This is a genomic window from Xenorhabdus sp. NBAII XenSa04 (genome assembly GCF_963866145.1).
Classification (GTDB): domain Bacteria; phylum Pseudomonadota; class Gammaproteobacteria; order Enterobacterales; family Enterobacteriaceae; genus Xenorhabdus; species Xenorhabdus indica.
The window spans coordinates 41505-59548 of sequence record NZ_CAWMEB010000410.1 but is presented as its reverse complement, the minus strand read 5'-3'; the positions used below and the strand labels follow the sequence as shown (position 1 = coordinate 59548).

Genomic DNA, 18044 nt, shown 5'->3' with positions numbered 1-18044 from the left:
GTTATCGAAAACATCATTTGCGAAGCATGTATTTTAAAAAATAGTTTCCAAAAACAAGTTTCAAAAAGTGGTTTCCGAAAAATGGTTTGCGAAAAAATGGTTCTCGAAAAATTTGCCATCGAAAATCGATAATGGCTCGATCAAAAACCAGCCCAATATGCTACACACATTGAGGCTGGTTAGTCACGCCAAATTATACATTTAACGGTGGAACGGGTTTACCGATCCGCTGATAAAACTCTTCAACAAACTGTTCCAGTTTGCCCTCTTCAATGGCTTTACGGATCCCGGCCATCAAGCGTTGATAATACCTTAGATTATGTATTGTATTCAGCCTTGCACCAAGAATTTCGTTACAGCGATCAAGATGATGCAGATACGCACGGCTATAATTTCGGCAAGTATAGCAATCACAATGTTCATCTAATGGAGATGTATCTTCTTTATGTTTCGCATTGCGGATCTTGATCACACCTTCTGTCACAAAAAGATGACCATTTCGGGCATTACGAGTTGGCATAACGCAGTCAAACATATCAATACCGCGACGAACACCTTCAACCAAATCTTCTGGTTTACCAACTCCCATCAAATAGCGTGGCTTATCTTGTGGAATTTGCGGGCAAACATGTTCTAAAATGCGATGCATGTCTTCTTTTGGCTCACCCACAGCTAAACCACCCACCGCGTAACCGTCAAAGCCAATTTCCACCAACCCTTTGATAGAAACATCACGCAAGTCTTCATAAACACTGCCCTGAATGATACCAAACAACGCATTTTTATTGCCTAGCTCATCAAAACGCTGGCGACTGCGTGCTGCCCAGCGCAATGACATTTCCATAGAGCGTTTGGCATAATCCCAATCCGCAGGGTATGGTGTACATTCATCAAAAATCATGACGATATCGGAACCCAGATCATATTGAATTTCCATCGATTTTTCCGGGCTGAGGAAAACGGGCGTTCCATTGATAGGATTGCGGAAATGCACGCCTTCTTCCTTGATTTTACGCATTGCCCCAAGACTGAAAACCTGAAAACCGCCAGAATCAGTCAGGATCGGGCCTTGCCACTGCATAAAATCATGCAGATCGCCATGCAGCTTCATGATTTCCTGGCCAGGACGTAACCATAAATGGAAAGTATTTCCCAACAGGATTTGAGCTCCCGTCTCTTTAACCTCTTCCGGTGTCATGCCTTTGACTGTGCCGTAAGTTCCCACAGGCATAAACGCTGGTGTTTCCACTACGCCCCGATCAAAAATCAGGCGGCCACGGCGGGCGTGCCCATCCATCTTTTGTAACTCAAATTTCACTTAACCTCCAGACATCAGAAAAACAGTCTGATGTGATATTTAAAAATTATTCAAACCAGCGGAGCTGGAGTGACGAAATTTTTTCTTTTGCTACTATTTTTTTGAAGCCATAGTTTATTTCTTTTGAGGCCATCGCTCTTTTGCAGCCAGAGAATTACGATTAATAAACATCGCATCACCATAACTAAAGAAACGATATTTCTCAGCTACCGCTGCTTTGTAGGCATCCATGGTATTTTTATAACCCGCAAATGCAGAAACCAGCATAATTAATGTAGATTCCGGTAAATGGAAATTAGTAATCAGTGCATCAACAACCTGATATTCAAATCCTGGGTAGATAAAGATTTGGGTATCATCGAAAAATGGAGCAATAAGACCATCCCGATAAACACGGGCTGCACTTTCCAACGAACGAACTGACGTTGTTCCCACTGCCACCACTTTATTGCCACGCGCTTTGCACGCCAGTACAGCATCAACAACGTTCTGCGGTACTTCTGCATATTCGGCGTGCATAACATGATCTTCGATTGCCTCTACACGTACAGGTTGAAAAGTTCCTGCCCCCACATGCAGGGTGACAAAAGCCATTTCTATGCCTTTTTCACGCAAGGCAGTCAAAAGTGGCTCATCAAAGTGCAACCCGGCGGTTGGTGCAGCAACCGCGCCCGGACGTTCATTGTATACCGTTTGATATAATTCCCGATCGGCCTCTTCATCAGGGCGAGCAATGTAAGGCGGTAACGGCATATGACCGATTTCATCTAAAATGGTCAGTACATCCCGTTCGTCATCAAAACGAATTTCAAATAACGCATCGTGGCGTGCCAACATTGTCGCTTTAATGCCGTTATTTGCCCCAAAGGCATTCTCACCAAGTGCTTTATCCTCACCAAGGATCAACTCTGCACCTTCTTTTGGTGCTTTAGATGCACGAACGTGAGCAAGTACTCGCTTGTTATCCAACATCCTTTCTACTAAAACTTCCAATTTGCCACCTGTTGCCTTACGACCAAACAAGCGAGCAGGAATAACTCGGGTATTATTGAAAACTAACAAATCTCCCGCGTCCAATTTATCCAGCACATCAGTAAAAATGCCGTGTGTCAGCTCACCTGTTTCCCCGTTAAGGGAGAGCAAGCGGCAGCCACTGCGCTGTGATTGGGGATAATGAGCAATTAGCTCTTCTGGCAGTTCAAATGTAAAATCAGCGACACGCATTTTATCTGTATCATTCAAAAAAACAGACGGACTAGTCTAGTGCTGCACAGACAATGGTGCAAGAAAGAAGCATATTAGTTTCACTATTTACGCTATACTCTTCCCCATGAATTTTCTCGCACATCTGCATTTGGCAGCATTATCCGAAAGCTCTTTACTGGGTAATTTAATGGCAGATTTTGTCCGTGGTTCCCCAGAAGGCTTATTCAGCGCCGATATTGTATCGGGTATTCGTCTGCACCGCAGAATAGACAGCCTGACAGATAATCATCCTTTGGTCATTGAAGCCCGAACGTTATTCCGTAGTGAATATCGGCGTGTAGCACCTATAACTCTTGATATCACCTGGGATCATTTTTTATCCCGACACTGGAATAAACTTGAAAAAAATTACTCTTTACCGGAATTTGTTCACCTTGCCCACCACCAAATAAAGCCCCATCTCGGTTCCACTCCTGAAAAATTTCAGGAATTGAACCAATATCTCTGGTCACAAAATTTGTTGATCCGTTACGCTGATCTGACATGTATTGCTAATGTCCTGCAAAGTATGGCAAGGAGACGACCGAAATTATCAGCACTGGCGGGATCGTACCAAGATGTTGAAAATCATTACTCTGATTTTGAGACACTATTTTGGCAGTTTTACCCTCAAATGATGGTCTTAGCCGCAGAAAAGCGCTTACTGGAACAGAAAATTTCTCCGGAACCTTGCACTTTTACCAAATAGCTTTATCTTATTGCAAAGCGAAAAGGAATTAAAAATAGATTATTAATAGGTAATACCTATTATATCAATTGGTATTTTATCCTTTATTGCTATAACCTAATTCCTTATGCTGTAGCCCGTTTCCACAAATACCTAAGGGTAGAATTTTTTAAAATCACAGGAGTCAATTATGGTTTTAGTAACCCGCCAAGCCCCTGACTTTACAGCTGCTGCGGTTCTCGGTAACGGTGAGATCGTTGATAACTTCAACCTGAAAAAACATCTGAATGGTCGTCCAGCCGTTATCTTCTTCTGGCCAATGGACTTCACTTTCGTTTGTCCTTCAGAGCTGATTGCTTTCGATCACCGTTATGAAGAATTCCAAAAACGCGGTTTTGAAGTTATCGGTGTTTCTTTCGACTCTGAATTCGTTCACAACGCATGGCGCAAGACCCCAATCAACGAAGGCGGTATCGGCGAAGTCAAATACCCAATGGTTGCTGACATCAAACGTGACATCATGAAAGCATACGGTATTGAGCACCCAGAAGCGGGTGTTGCTTTACGTGGCTCTTTCCTGATCGATAAAAATGGGGTTGTTCGTCATCAGGTTGTTAACGATCTGCCACTGGGCCGAAACATTGACGAAATGCTGCGTATGGTTGATGCACTGCAATTCCACGAAGAACACGGCGAAGTTTGTCCTGCACAGTGGGCCAAAGGTCAAGAAGGTATGGGCGCTTCCCCAGAAGGCGTAGCTAAGTACCTGACCAAAAATGCTGACAAACTGTAATCTCCGTCAGTATTCAATCCGTTAATAGCTTCACATTGTTAACGGAGCCTTCAAACCAGCCGTACTATCGGCTGGTTTTTTTGACAGACGCCCAAAAATTCACCTTCCCAAAATCCCAGGTTTTCTATAAGGTAACATCACAAATAATTAACAAAAACCTTATAATTTTCTAGGGCTTTTATTCAACAACCCGAAGATAAGGAGCAAAAATGCTCAAGACATGGAAAATCCCGCTCATCGCTATCTCGTTATTCGTATCCTCTACTCTTTATGCTGCTACCGAACTTGCTGTTGAAGCCAAACAAGGCATGGTAGTCAGTGCACAACATCTGGCATCACAAGTTGGTATTGATATCCTCAAAATGGGGGGCAATGCTATTGATGCTGCGGTTGCTGTGGGCTATGCAGAAGCTGTGGTCAATCCCTGCTGCGGGAATATCGGTGGAGGGGGTTTTATGACCATCCATCTGGCAGATGGTACAGATACTTTCATTAATTTTCGTGAAACAGCACCAGCGGCTGCCAGTGCCAATATGTATCTGGATAAAGAAGGTAATGTTATTAAAGGTGCCAGCTTATATGGTTATAAAGCCATCGGTGTGCCCGGCACAGTTATGGGACTGGATACCGCACTGCAAAAATACGGTACGTTAACCCGGGAGCAAGTCATGGCACCGGCAATCAAGCTGGCACGTGAAGGTTATATCCTGACCCGTGGTGATACGGATATTATGGACACCACTGTCAAACGCTTTGCTCAAGATCCAGAAACTGCCCGCATCTTCCTGCGCAAAGATGGAACGCCTTTCCAGCCAGGAGACAGACTGGTTCAAACTGATTTAGCCAACACGCTGGAGATGATTGCCAAACAAGGGCCAGATGCCTTTTATCACGGTAAAATTCCACAAATCATTGAGGAAACCTCAAAGAAATCTGGAGGGATCATTACAGCGACTGATTTTGTCAATTACACTATCACCGAAACCACACCAGTCACCTGTAGCTATCGCGGATATAAATTTATCTCTTCCCCTCCTCCCAGCTCCGGTGGCGTCACACTGTGCGAAATACTGAACATTGTCGAAGGTTACGATCTCAAATCCATGGGATTCAACTCTGCCGCCTATATCCATACATTGACGGAAGCCATGCGCCACGCCTACATAGACAGAAATACTTACCTTGGTGATCCTGCGTTTATCAAAAATCCGCTTGATCGTCTATTAAGTAAAAGCTATGCAGAATCTATCAGAAAAGAGATACAGCCAAACAAAGCAACTCCGTCAAAACAGGTTCAACCGGGTATTGGCCCACACGAAAAACCAGAAACAACCCACTATTCTGTCGTAGATAAAGATGGTAACGCAGTATCAACAACCTATACCATTAATGGGCGCTTTGGTGCTGTTGTCATCGCCCCTGGTACTGGCTTTTTCCTGAACGATGAAATGGATGACTTTACCACTAAGGTTGGGGAAAAGAATATGTATGGATTAGTTCAAGGAGCAACCAACTCCATCGCCCCTGGTAAGCGCCCACTATCATCCATGAGTCCGACACTCGTGACTAAAGATAATAAAATTTTTCTGGTCCTGGGTTCTCCGGGTGGTTCAAGGATTATCTCTATCACCTTACAGGCTGTTTTGAATATCATTGAGTTTGGTATGCCCCCGCAAGAAGCAGTTAACAGTCCGCGCATTCATCATCAATGGCTGCCAGATGAAGTCTATTATGAACAACGTGGCCTTTCGAAAGACACCTTAAATTTACTGAAAAAAATGGGGTACAAAATGGTAGAGCAGACTCCATGGGGCGCAACTGAATTAATCATGATAGGTTTACCGGGTGCTGCTGGTGTTTCTCCAGCCAATTCATCAGGCAATGATTCCTTCGTCTCAGGCAAAGTTCGCGAAGGATATATCTATGGTGCCAATGATGTACGCCGACCTGCTGGCGCAGCTATTGGCTACTAATGATTAGCAACTATATCTTATGGATTTCAAGATGCAGCCAACAAAGATGTAACTTGAAAGACGACGGGTATAAATAAGAACAGCTAAACAATAAATTATTTTAGGGGCAATGAACGCCCCTAAAATAACAAATGAACTTCAATCAGATTGCGACCAATTTAAATAGCCAAATGATTCGTACTCATTTTGGCTATCTGTTAGGGATTACGGTAATGTAATCACTGACAAAATCTATCAACTTGCTTTTAATGATTACCTCCCATATAGACGCCGCACTAAAACAAAGGGTTTTGCCAGTATCTTCCAGAAGATCAATAATATCAGTTTTCAGTTTTTCCGGTTCATATGCCATAAACAACAAGATGTTGGTATCTAACAGCACTTCCATTAAGAATATTTTCCTTCGAACATATCAATAAGTTCTGCGCTGTTCATATCGTCAAAATTAGCGGGAATACTACCTTTGCCTTTCAGGAAACCTAATTTTCGCTTAGGCTTCTCTTCTCTGTATGCGACGACTTTAACCAGTGCATGACCATCTTTGGCGATCACCACGGGTTCTCCAGTGCGAGCAACTTTCTGAACAATTTTGGACAGGTTGGTTTTCGCATTGTAGATGTTAACTTTTCCCATAACATCACTTCATGATGTACACATTTTGAGCATATTTGTTTTTATTAATCTAGCCAATTAGGCTAGACCAATTTATGGATTTATCGACTGTCAAAGCTGCTCCTGTTGAACTTCATGCTTTGGGATTTTTGTCGAGCCTACGGCGCGATCGTAAATAGCAAACACCATGACAGACAACAGAGTCGGCATTAACCATGCCAGCCCTTGCTCTGCCAATGGCAAATATTCTGCCCATGTTGGTAATAAGTGAACCAGATACTCAGACGCTTTAACCGCATCCAGGATCCCAAATGCCAGGCTAACCAGCATAGCGGGAGCCAAAATACGGGTGAAATTATTCCACCAACGTTTTGTAAAACTCAATAATATCAATGCAATACAAGGCGGATAAATTGCCGTAAGCACCGGAATTGAAAATGCAATCAGATGGCTCAAACCCAAATTAGAAACCAGCATAGAGAACAACCCCAGGCTCAGAACTAGAGAACGATAAGAGAGCGGCAGATAACGGCTGAAAAACTCAGCACAAGCACAGGTCAAACCGACTGCTGTTCCTATACAGGCAAGGAAAATCAATACCGCCAGTAAGAAGCTCCCATAATTTCCAAAGGTATTCTGAACATAAACATGCAGGATCTCTGCACCATTTTTAGCTGTTGGTATTAACGTTCCACTCGCCTCCCCCAATTTGAACAAAGAGAGGTAAACCAGAGTCAGACAAAGCCCTGCAATCAAACCCGCATACATAGCGTAACGGGTCAACAATATAGAAGACTCCACTCCTCTGGAACGCGCAGCATTAACGATAACAATGCCGAATACCATTGCCCCCAGTGTATCCATAGTTAAATATCCATTCACAAAACCATTTGAGAATGGGATTTCCTGATAAGTATTAGAGGCAGGGATAGGGCTACCAGCAGGCCACAATAATGTCGCAATACCCAGGATAGCCAGCGCCAGCATTTTGACAGGAGCCAGTATACGTCCGATATTATCCAGTAATCTCCCCGGATAAAGTGCAATGAGGATCACCAGCAGGAAATAGATGACGCTATAAATAAAAAGCGGAAGCTTACCGTCTCCTGTCAGCGGCGCAATACCCACTTCAAAAGAAACCGTTGCAGTTCTTGGTGTTGCAAACAGCGGCCCAACAGCCAGATAACAGACAGTCGCCAGTACTAAGCCCGCCATTTTACCGATAGGAGAACTCAACGTTTCAATTCCGCCCCCTGCTTTCGCCAGAGCAATAACGGTGATGACTGGTAGGCCTACCGCAGTAATCAAGAAACCAGCAGCAGCAATCCAAACATGCTCACCCGCCTGCAAACCAACCATAGGCGGAAAAATAATATTTCCCGCTCCAACAAACAAGGCAAAGGTCATAAAACCTAATGCCAAAATATCTTTAGATGATAAACGATATGCCATAGTGATTGATAATAAATTATTGTTAAATATGAAATAGTAAATGCTATATATTTAGTTACGCATGTAAATAAAGTAACTATTGCAATTACTGAAATTTTCATTGGTGAGACTAAATTCTTACTTTAATGCGGGGAGCGTTTTATATTCAATGATACCCGTAAGATAAAAAATGATAGTAACAACTAGAATCGCCAATAACAGACCATAAGTAAAGCTTTTATATCGCCAAAAGACAAGTAGCAAACCAAAATGCAGAATAATATCCTAAACTAATTTTTAAAAATAGTGATTATTATTATCTATAATTGAATGCATAATATATGATTTGCATTTTTTATTCATTTTCATCAATAACCCTTAAATTTACCCACCAAGCATCTTCTAATAATTATTGAGTTCAACAGAAAATTTATTAGTTATAATCTATATAGCTTTTCAAAATGACAGGACTATTCCTTACCTCGCACGATGTGTGGGGTAAGGAAACACCACATGCCAATATTCTCACTATTATGAAAAGATATATAGTGGAATTTAGTTTTATATTTATTGATAGATATTATTATTATTTTATAGGAAAGACAGAGCCAACAGGTATCAAAGCGGCATTGATTTATGCCGCCCGAATTATTTTCTTACAGAAGAATTAATGAGTTGTATATCAGCCTTATCCCTGCTGGATTTCATGCTTTGGAAGTTTGCTTTCTCCCGCAATGCGATCATAAATAGCAAATACTACCACTGACAACAGCGTCGGTATTAACCATGCCAGCCCTTGATTTGCTAATGGCAAATGAGTTGCCCATTTAGGCAGTAAGTGTGATAAATACTCAGATGATTTCATGGCATCCAAAACCCCAAACATCAGGCTGACCAACATAGCAGGAGCCAGAATACGGGTGAAGTTATTCCACCAACGAATAGTAAAACTTAATAATATCAGTGCGATACAAGGCGGATAAATTGCTGTGAGCACCGGAATTGAAAATGTAATCAGATGGCTCAAACCCAAATTGGAAACCAGCATGGAGAACAACCCCAGGCTTAGAACCAATGTGCGATAAGAGAGCGGCAGATAACGGCTGAAGAACTCAGCACAAGCGCAGGTTAAGCCTATTGCAGTTACCATACAGGCTATGAAGATCAATACCGCAAGAAAAAAGCTTCCATAGTTACCAAAAACACTCTGAACATAAGCATGCAGGATAGTCGCACCATTGTCAGCTTTTGGTACTAGTATGCCGCTGCCTTCCCCCAATTTGAACAAAGAGAGGTAAACCAGAGCCAGACAAAGCCCTGCAATCAAACCAGCCCACATAGTATAGCGGGTCAACAATGAAGAAGATTCCACCCCTCTGGAACGCGCAGCATTAACAATAACAATGCCAAATACCATTGCGCCAAGGGTATCCATGGTTAAATACCCATTCACAAAACCATTTGAAAACGGAATTTCCTGATAAGTCTCAATAGCAGGAATAGAATGGCCCGCTGGCCATAACACAGCGGCAACGCCCAGAATTACCAATGCCAGTATTTTGATTGGTGCCAACACATGTCCAACGCTATCCAGTAATTTGCCCGGATAAAGTGAGACCAAAACCACCAGTAAGAAATAGATTATGCTGTAAATGAAAAGCGGAAGTTCTCCGAAGCCTACCAACGGAGCAATACCTACTTCAAAAGAAACTGTCGCAGTTCTCGGTGTTGCAAACAGCGGGCCAACAGCCAGATAACAGACAGTCGCCAGTATTAAACCCGCAGTCCTACCGATAGGGGAACTCAGTGCTTCAATCCCGCCACCTACTTTCGCCAAAGCAATAACGGTAATGACAGGTAGACCTACAGCAGTAAGCAAAAAACCAGCGGCAGCGACCCAAACATGCTCACCCGCCTGCAAGCCAACCATAGGTGGAAAAATGATATTTCCCGCACCAACGAACAGAGCAAAAGTCATAAAGCCTAATGCCCAAATATCCTTAGATGATAAACGGTATGTCATAATGATTGTTAACTTATTGTTACTGAAAGAATTGCATATGCAATAGTTACTATTACAAATACTTGAATTTTCACTGGCGAAACAGGATCCTGGTTTAACAGTCAGTGATAAGTATCATATTTCCTGATACTCGCAAGACACAGAATGGTAGTGGTAAGAACAGCTAGAATCGCCAACAACTGCCTCCAAGTAAAACTTTTATAGCGCTAAAAGGCAAGTAACAAACCAAAAAGCAGAGTAATATCTCAAACTAATTTTTAAAACTAGTGATTATTATCATCTATCATTGAATACACACTATATGATTTGCACTTTTTTTATTCACTTTGATTAATAAATCATTTTTTTGCCCGTGTTATTACCATTAATTACATTAACCTTTTGATTTTTTAATCAGTTTACCTATATCAGAGACAACAAGCGGCTGAGGCAACAAGAAACTAAATGTGGAACCCTTGCCTACAGTGCTTGAAATATCGAGATGTGTATTGTAATGAAGCAAAGCATGTTTCACGATCGCCAACCCCAACCCACTTCCACCTGTTTGTCGTGAACGAGCACGATTAACCCGATAAAAACGCTCAGTCAGGCGCGGTAAATGTTCTTGGCTGATCCCTTGACCATTATCTTCGACTTTGAACAGTGCTCCCTGAGAGGATCTAGACCAACTAACTACAATGCGAGTACCTTCCACTGTGTGGTTAATCGCATTGTAAACAAGGTTCGACATTGCACTTCTCAGTTGTTCTTCATTCCCGAAAACCCGTAGTTTTTCATCGATATCAAACGCAATATCATACCGTTTATCTGCCAGTGTCAGCATTTCTTGCTGCAATAAAGCCAACATAGCAGGCACATCAACAATATCATGCATATCCACCTGCGATCCGATTTCAATTCTGGAGAGATGCAATAGTTGTGTAACCAGACCATCCATTCTTCGGATCTGCTCCTGCATTATCCCGATCGCTTTCTGGTTTGTTTCTCTACTCAGCTCCTGATCCTGCATCATTTCCAGATAACCTTGCAGTACTGTTAATGGTGTTCTCAACTCATGACTGGCATTGGCAAAAAAATCGCGTCGGAAATTTTCCAATCGCCGCTTTTGTGTAATATCACGGGCGATCATCAATAGTAGCCCTTCTGCATATGGCATTAACTGGAATTCCACCAAATGACTATTATTTAATTCGATAGAAAGAGGGTAAGTAAAATCGCCCGCAGTCATATAACGACTGAAATCAGGATAGCGAAGCAAATTAAAAATAGGCTGCCCATTATCCTCAGGCCAGCGGAATCCTAATAAATGTTGAGCTAAGCGATTACACCAGAAAATATTACCTTCCACTGTCATCATCACCAGCGCATCCGGTAATGATTCCGCCCCACTACGGAACCGTTTTATCAGTAATGCCAACTCCCGACGACGCTTACGGTTACGTTGCTGCAACTGATAAATGCCATAAAATATGGGTTCCCAACCACCACGACCTGAAGGAGGCAACATACTGCGATCCAGCCAAAGCCAGTCTGATAATTTCAGCAAGTTGTAACCATGCCATACCAGAGCCAGCAATAATGCAACCACCAGCAACCACGCCAACTGACCAATAAAGAAAGATAAAATGATCGCAGGCAGACAAAAAACAAACAGACCCAGTACTAACTGCTTCCAGGATAACCGCTCCAGCACGTGATTCTCTCCGGCATGAAATTAAATGCTTATCATAATTATTTGTTTTACTTAACTTTTTACCTGATTTTGCTCATCTGGTTTTGTTCACTAAGTGGTATTCAACAAATCTGCCCACATAAGACCTATCCACATAAGGACTTCGACATAAAGACTATCCACACAAAATCTATCCACACAAAATCTATCCACAAAAATCCAAGCGATAAAAACCAGACAGATTAATAACGGGTGGAGAAACGATAACCTGTACCACGAACAGTCTGTACCATTTTATCGTGTCCACCGGTTTCAAGCGCCTTACGTAATCGACGGATATGCACATCAACAGTACGATCTTCCACATAAACATTCGTTCCCCATACATAGTTGAGTAACTGTTCACGGCTATAAACACGTTCAGGATGTGTCATGAAAAAGTGGAGCAGTTTGAATTCTGTTGGCCCCATATCCACATCCTGCCCCTGACTGGAAACTCGATGGGATACGGAATCCAACATCAACCCATTCATATTGATAATGTCTTCCGCTGCCATGGGAGATATACGACGCAATACAGCTTTAACACGAGCAATCAATTCTTTTGGAGAAAATGGCTTAGTGATGTAATCGTCTGCGCCAACATCAAGCCCACGAACCCGATCTTCTTCTTCTCCCCTCGCAGTCACCATGACGACAGGAATATCTTTGGTATTACTGCTGCGCTTCATTTGTTTAATAACTTGTATTCCTGAGCCACCAGGCAGCATCCAGTCCAATAATACTAAATCAGGGTAAGGCTCCGACAAACGCCCGATAGCTGTATCATAATCTTCTGCTTCAACAGGTTCATACCCGTTCTGCTCCAGCACAAAACACACCATTTCACGAATCGGGGTTTCATCTTCAACAACCAAAATACGTCTAACCATGGTTAATCCTGCCAATATTATTGACGTCAGCAAAACTCACAGTAATTCATTGTGAGTCAATTTTATTACAGTTTTATGAAATCCTGCCGTCTTCATCATAAAACTGTAATCAACATTACAGGGAATTTATGACATCGCTGCCATATTTCATTGTGGTTGCGAAGCTGCTCGAAAACCTGCGAATGAAATCATAATTACACACGACATCCCTTGAGTACTCATTATAATTAATAGCCGGACGGAAAAGCGGAAAGCTGAAACAGCAAAAAAAAAAACAAAACAAGAAAAGCAAGGTAAGAAAAACAGAGTAAAAAATATGCGAATCATTCATACGTCAGACTGGCATCTTGGGCAATATTTCTTTACCAAAAATCGTGCCGCAGAGCATCAACACTTCTTACAGTGGCTTATTGGGCAAATAAATGAATATCAGGTTGATGCCTTGATTATCGCCGGAGATGTTTTTGATACGGGCTCTCCACCCAGTTACGCCCGTGAGTTATACAACAGGTTTGTCGTGGACTTACAATCTACTGGCTGTCAGCTCGTTATTCTTGGTGGAAATCATGATTCCGTCGCCACACTCAATGAATCAAAGACCTTATTTTCTTACCTGAATACTACCGTCATTGCTTGTGCAGAAACTGATATCCAACAACAAATTAAGTTACTGAATAACAAAAGTGGTCAACCTGGAGCCATTCTCTGTGCCATTCCTTATCTGCGCCCACGGGATATCATGATAAGCCAAGCGGGGCAATCAGCCATCCAGAAACAGCAGGTATTACAAGATGCTATTACGGAACACTATCATCAGCTCTATCAACAGGCTTGCCTATTACGGGAACAACTTGGTCGCCCTCTGCCGATTATCGCAACCGGGCATCTGACCACTGTAGGGGCTTCTACCTCGGATTCTGTCCGAGATATTTATATTGGCACACTGGATGCCTTCCCCGCTCAAGCGTTTCCTCCTGCTGACTATATTGCTCTGGGGCATATTCATCGTCCACAACTTATCAATCAGGCTGAATATATTCGTTACAGTGGCTCACCCATCCCCTTAAGTTTCGATGAAGTCGGGCAAGAGAAAAGTGTCTGTTTGGTTGAATTTAAGGAGGACAAGTTTAATGGTGTCACCCTGTTACCCATTCCTGCTTATCAGCCCATGCAATTAATCCGGGGGAATTTGCAGCAAATCGAGGAACAATTACAAACTTTCAGTGACTATCAGGGAGAACGTCCTATTTGGCTGGATATTGAAGTTGCAACTCAAGATTACCTGCATGACATTCAGAAACGCATTCAGTCTATGGTTGTCGATCTGCCAGTCGAAATTATCCTTTTACGGCGTAGTAAAACCACACGACAAATCTTATTGTCGGAAAAAAACAAAGAGACACTTACCGAATTGAGTGTATACGAAGTTTTCGAAAGACGACTGGCATTAGCCGAAATTGACGATCAAACGCAGAAACAACGCCTGACTACCCTTTTCAGGCAAACACTGGACGATATTGCTCAGCAACATACCCAGTAATAACGACTCAGAAACTATAGTTCAAAAACTATAGTTCAAAAACAATGGCTCAGAAAAAAGAGTAGGATGCAATAGCATGAAAATTCTTAGCTTACGGCTAAAAAATATTAATTCCCTACAGGGTGAATGGAAAATCGATTTCACAGCAGAGCCTTTTGCCAGTAACGGATTATTTGCTATTACCGGCCCGACAGGTGCAGGAAAAACGACCTTGTTGGATGCTATCTGCCTCGCCTTATATCACGAAACCCCACGGCTCAAGACCATTTCAGCCAATCAGAATGAATTAATGACCCGCCATACAGCCGAATGCTTGTCAGAAGTTGAGTTCGAAGTTAAAGGGGTTGCTTATCGTGCCTTCTGGAGCCAGCGTCGTGCCCGCAATCAAGCTGACGGCAAACTCCAGCACCCGAAAGGAGAATTAGCAGACAAAAAAACAGGCAAGATTTTAGCTGACAAGATACCGGATAAAAAAGAGAAAATTGCTGAAATAACTGGTCTTGATTTCAAACGTTTTACTAAATCTATCCTCCTGTCACAAGGTGATTTTGCCGCATTCCTAAATGCAGATGATAAAGACCGTGCCGATCTACTGGAAGAACTAACCGGTACAGAAATTTATGGCATCCTGTCGCAGGAAATTTATCAACGCCACAAAGACGCCCAATCTGAATTAAGTATCCAACAAGCAAAGGCTTCTTCAATTGAATTATTAACTCTGGCACAGATCGAAGAATCCCAAAATCAGCAACAACAGCTTATCGCAGCAGAAATTCAGCTCAACCAACAAATTAAAGACTTACAGACAACCGAACATTGGCTCGTACGACAAAATGAATTAGAGCAAACATTAACTAATAACAAATTACTTTTTCAGCAGGCAGAGCAAGCTATTCAAGATGCCTACCCCCAATTACAACAACTGGCTGTCAGTGAGCCTGCCGAAAAACTTCGCTCATTGTGGGATGCTCAAAATCGGGCTTGTAATGAAAAGCAACGGCTTGATGAGCAACACAAAAAAATAGCACATGAGATTGAACAACAATGTTCTTTATTACAACCAGCCCAACGAAAGCAGGTTGAGCTGGAAAATACCCAAAAAGAGCATATACAGCACCATATGCGGCAGGAAAAACTGATTGCTGAGCACATTGTGCCACTCGATCATAAGATTGAAATTCAATCGAAAGATTTGCTCACTCAAGAAAAAGAAGTTACTGCATATCATCGTGAACTGACAGAAATATTGTCTCAATATCAAGTGACGAAAACTCAGTACACCACACTGAATAAAGAACAAAAAACGCTGGAAACATACTACGAAGAACACTCTTATTTCCGTAAGATAGAAAGTAAACTGCCTGAATGGAAACAGCTCTTTTCTCGCCAGAAAGAAAAACAAAGCCATATAACCAGGCTCAGACAAAAAAACCAGCAAATTACCACTGAGCTAACCTGTACAAATGAGCATCTGAATGCCTTAAATACGGTGCTGGTACAACAAGCTGCACAAAACCAGCCATTACAGGATGAACTGATCCTTGCCGAAAAAGAACTGAGTAGCTTGCAGGCCATTCACCCATTGGAACAGTTACAAAAACAGTTATCAGATTACCAGTCACAACTCAGTTCACAAAACCAACTGGAGATTTTGCAGCCCCAGATCCAGCAATTACAGGCAACGATTTCAGATAATCAGGCACAACTTGCACAAACTCAGATATTACTGGAACCTTTACCCACTCAGATAACCGCTCTTGAACTGCAATTAACAGAAACGCAGCAACATCATCAGGATTTAGCTGAACGTATCCGTCTGGAACAGCGGATCATCAGCCTGGAACAAGAACGCAACCAATTGAAGGAAGGTGAAGCCTGTCCGCTTTGTGGGGCAACGCATCACCCTTTGATCACCGAATACCAAAATATCGCCCTGCCAAAATCAGAAGAGCGCTTAAAAGTCCTGAGCCAGAAAACAGAACAGTTACAAGGAGAACGCTCTGCTTTACAGCAAAAACAGCAGCTTCAACAAGAGCGAAGTGAGCAATTACAGCAATCCATTACACACCTCACCTCTCAACTGGCAGAGATGATTAAACAGTGGCAACACCATTACCAACAGCTACAATCCTCTGAATTTACAGTAGATGAATTATCAGCAGAAACAGGGGATATAGGTCATTTTATTGATCAACGGAAAGCGGCTTACCTACAACACCAGAAACAGTACGAAACACTATTACAAGCTGAAAAACAGTATCAGACTGCGGAAAAATCGCTATCGAATCATCGTGAACAGTCCAAATCGTACGAACAAGAAATCGCTCTGGAAAGGGTCAAACAAGATACTTATCAGAGACAATTAACTGAAAATACAGCAGAGCTGCGCCAGACAGAAGCAGAATGCACAACCATAACAGAACAGCTAACCTCCGAATTACATGATACGCCATTTGTACTACCGGAACCGCCGGAGGCTGAGAACTGGTTACAGCTACGTGATAACGAATTAAAAAACTATCACGCTTCGCGAGAAAAGTGGCAACAATTACAACGGGAACAGGCAGCCCTGCAAAGTAAACTTGATGAACTGAAAAAGCAAAAAGATAAGCTGATCGATAAACTGCAAACATTGAGTGAACAGCAACAACAGCAAAAACTGTTATTGCAAAAAACACAACAAGAGCGTTATCAATTATTTGGCGAACAATCCATCAGTGCCATCCGTCAGGAATTACAGCAAAAGACAAATAAATTGGATACCGCCTATAAACAAGCGACGACAGCTTTGCAGCAGTTACAGGACAAAATGAATCAATTAACGGGCGCAGCCAGTGAAATTGAACGAAACTATCACACTGCCGAAACCGAGTGTAAATTAACATCCAACGCTTTCCAACAAGGGTTGCACCAACAAGGTTTTTCTAATCAAGCTGCTTTTGAGCAAGCTTTGCTGATGCCTGAACAGCGAGAAGTTCTGCAACAATTACAAGAACAACTGACCAAACAGAGCCTGCAAGCTAAAACACGATACTACGAATCAGAAGTTATATTACAACGGCATAGAGAAAAATCACCGTTACTGCTGAAACAATACGAACCGTCACAAGTAACCGAACTCTTGGCTAATATCACCGATGAACTGAAACAAAATAATCAGCTACAAGGCGCAGTAAAAAACCGACTCAACAGCGATGCTAATCGTCGGCATCAGCAACAGGAACTACTGACACAAATTGCCCTTTCACAACAAAACTACGATGACTGGAGCTATCTCAATAACTTACTCGGCTCCGCTGATGGTGCCAAGTTCCGGCGTTTTGCTCAAGGGTTAACATTGGATCATTTAGTCTATCTGGCAAATATTCGGTTAGAAAAATTACACGGCCGCTACTATCTACAGCGAAAACGACAAAGCAAAGATGATGGTGGATTAGAATTACAGATTGTCGATACCTGGCAAGCCGATGCAATTCGAGATACCAAAACCCTCTCAGGTGGTGAGAGTTTCCTCGTTAGTCTGGCGCTGGCATTGGCTCTGTCTGATCTGGTCAGCAACAAAACTCAGATAGAATCCCTGTTCCTTGATGAAGGCTTTGGTACTCTGGACTCAGAAACCCTTGATATCGCTCTGGATGCTCTCGATCACCTGAATGCAACAGGAAAAACCATCGGTGTTATCAGCCATGTTGAAGCGATGAAAGAGCGTATCCCTGTGCAAATCAAAGTAGAAAAAATGAATGGATTAGGCGTCAGTAAGTTATCGCCGGAATTTAGTGTTCATTGCCATAACAGAAGTTGATATAACAAGATCATA

Annotated in this window: 12 protein-coding genes; 5 read left to right on the top strand and 7 right to left on the bottom strand. The window is 42.4% G+C overall.

The genetic code is table 11. The features are described 5' to 3' along the window. Positions 1 to 193 precede the first annotated feature (193 nt). Both tgt and queA read right to left on the bottom strand, forming a co-directional pair. Complete coding sequence (gene tgt / locus AAC147_RS15340; protein WP_047678373.1) at positions 194 to 1318, bottom strand: tRNA guanosine(34) transglycosylase Tgt; 1125 nt, start codon at positions 1316 to 1318, stop codon at positions 194 to 196. A 114-nt stretch (positions 1319 to 1432) separates the two neighbouring features. Next, positions 1433 to 2542, bottom strand: a complete 1110-nt coding sequence (queA, locus tag AAC147_RS15335) for a tRNA preQ1(34) S-adenosylmethionine ribosyltransferase-isomerase QueA (RefSeq protein WP_047678370.1) — start codon at positions 2540 to 2542, stop codon at positions 1433 to 1435. Between the two features lie 106 nt (positions 2543 to 2648). Here queA and AAC147_RS15330 point away from each other — a divergent pair, with 106 nt between their 5' ends. The 3 genes from AAC147_RS15330 to ggt all read left to right on the top strand — a co-directional run bounded on the left by AAC147_RS15330 (position 2649) and on the right by ggt (position 6017). Further along, entirely contained in the window at positions 2649 to 3272 is a 624-nt protein-coding gene (locus AAC147_RS15330; protein WP_052189343.1) for an acyl carrier protein phosphodiesterase, read from the top strand. A gap of 169 nt (positions 3273 to 3441) precedes the next feature. Next, complete coding sequence (locus AAC147_RS15325; protein ID WP_047678367.1) at positions 3442 to 4044, top strand: peroxiredoxin C; 603 nt, start codon at positions 3442 to 3444, stop codon at positions 4042 to 4044. A 209-nt stretch (positions 4045 to 4253) separates the two neighbouring features. Then, positions 4254 to 6017 (top strand): gamma-glutamyltransferase, encoded by a 1764-nt coding sequence (gene ggt, locus AAC147_RS15320; protein ID WP_047678364.1) that lies wholly within the window; start codon positions 4254 to 4256, stop codon positions 6015 to 6017. A 387-nt stretch (positions 6018 to 6404) separates the two neighbouring features. On the opposite strand, the gene AAC147_RS15315 is transcribed toward ggt, so the two are convergent. From AAC147_RS15315 to phoB, 5 genes are all read right to left on the bottom strand, one after another. Further along, positions 6405 to 6650: a type II toxin-antitoxin system Phd/YefM family antitoxin gene (locus AAC147_RS15315; RefSeq protein ID WP_047678361.1), complete on the bottom strand. Its 246-nt coding sequence runs from the start codon at positions 6648 to 6650 to the stop codon at positions 6405 to 6407. A 90-nt stretch (positions 6651 to 6740) separates the two neighbouring features. Further along, entirely contained in the window at positions 6741 to 8081 is a 1341-nt protein-coding gene (gene brnQ / locus AAC147_RS15310; RefSeq protein WP_047678359.1) for a branched-chain amino acid transport system II carrier protein, read from the bottom strand. A gap of 667 nt (positions 8082 to 8748) precedes the next feature. Then, entirely contained in the window at positions 8749 to 10083 is a 1335-nt protein-coding gene (gene brnQ / locus AAC147_RS15305) for a branched-chain amino acid transport system II carrier protein (RefSeq protein WP_047678354.1), read from the bottom strand. Positions 10084 to 10456: 373 nt separating this feature from the next. After that, complete coding sequence (gene phoR, locus AAC147_RS15300) at positions 10457 to 11776, bottom strand: phosphate regulon sensor histidine kinase PhoR (RefSeq protein ID WP_047678351.1); 1320 nt, start codon at positions 11774 to 11776, stop codon at positions 10457 to 10459. 221 nt (positions 11777 to 11997) lie between these two features. Beyond that, the gene (gene phoB / locus AAC147_RS15295) at positions 11998 to 12687 is read right to left on the bottom strand and encodes a phosphate regulon transcriptional regulator PhoB (RefSeq protein ID WP_047678347.1); all 690 of its coding nucleotides are present in this window, start codon (positions 12685 to 12687) and stop codon (positions 11998 to 12000) included. A gap of 316 nt (positions 12688 to 13003) precedes the next feature. On the opposite strand from phoB, the gene sbcD reads away from it, so the two are divergent. Further along, the gene (gene sbcD, locus AAC147_RS15290; protein ID WP_047678344.1) at positions 13004 to 14227 is read left to right on the top strand and encodes an exonuclease subunit SbcD; all 1224 of its coding nucleotides are present in this window, start codon (positions 13004 to 13006) and stop codon (positions 14225 to 14227) included. A 76-nt stretch (positions 14228 to 14303) separates the two neighbouring features. Further along, positions 14304 to 18029, top strand: coding sequence for an AAA family ATPase (locus tag AAC147_RS15285; RefSeq protein ID WP_047678341.1), 3726 nt, complete (start codon positions 14304 to 14306; stop codon positions 18027 to 18029). The last annotated feature ends 15 nt before the right edge of the window (positions 18030 to 18044 follow it).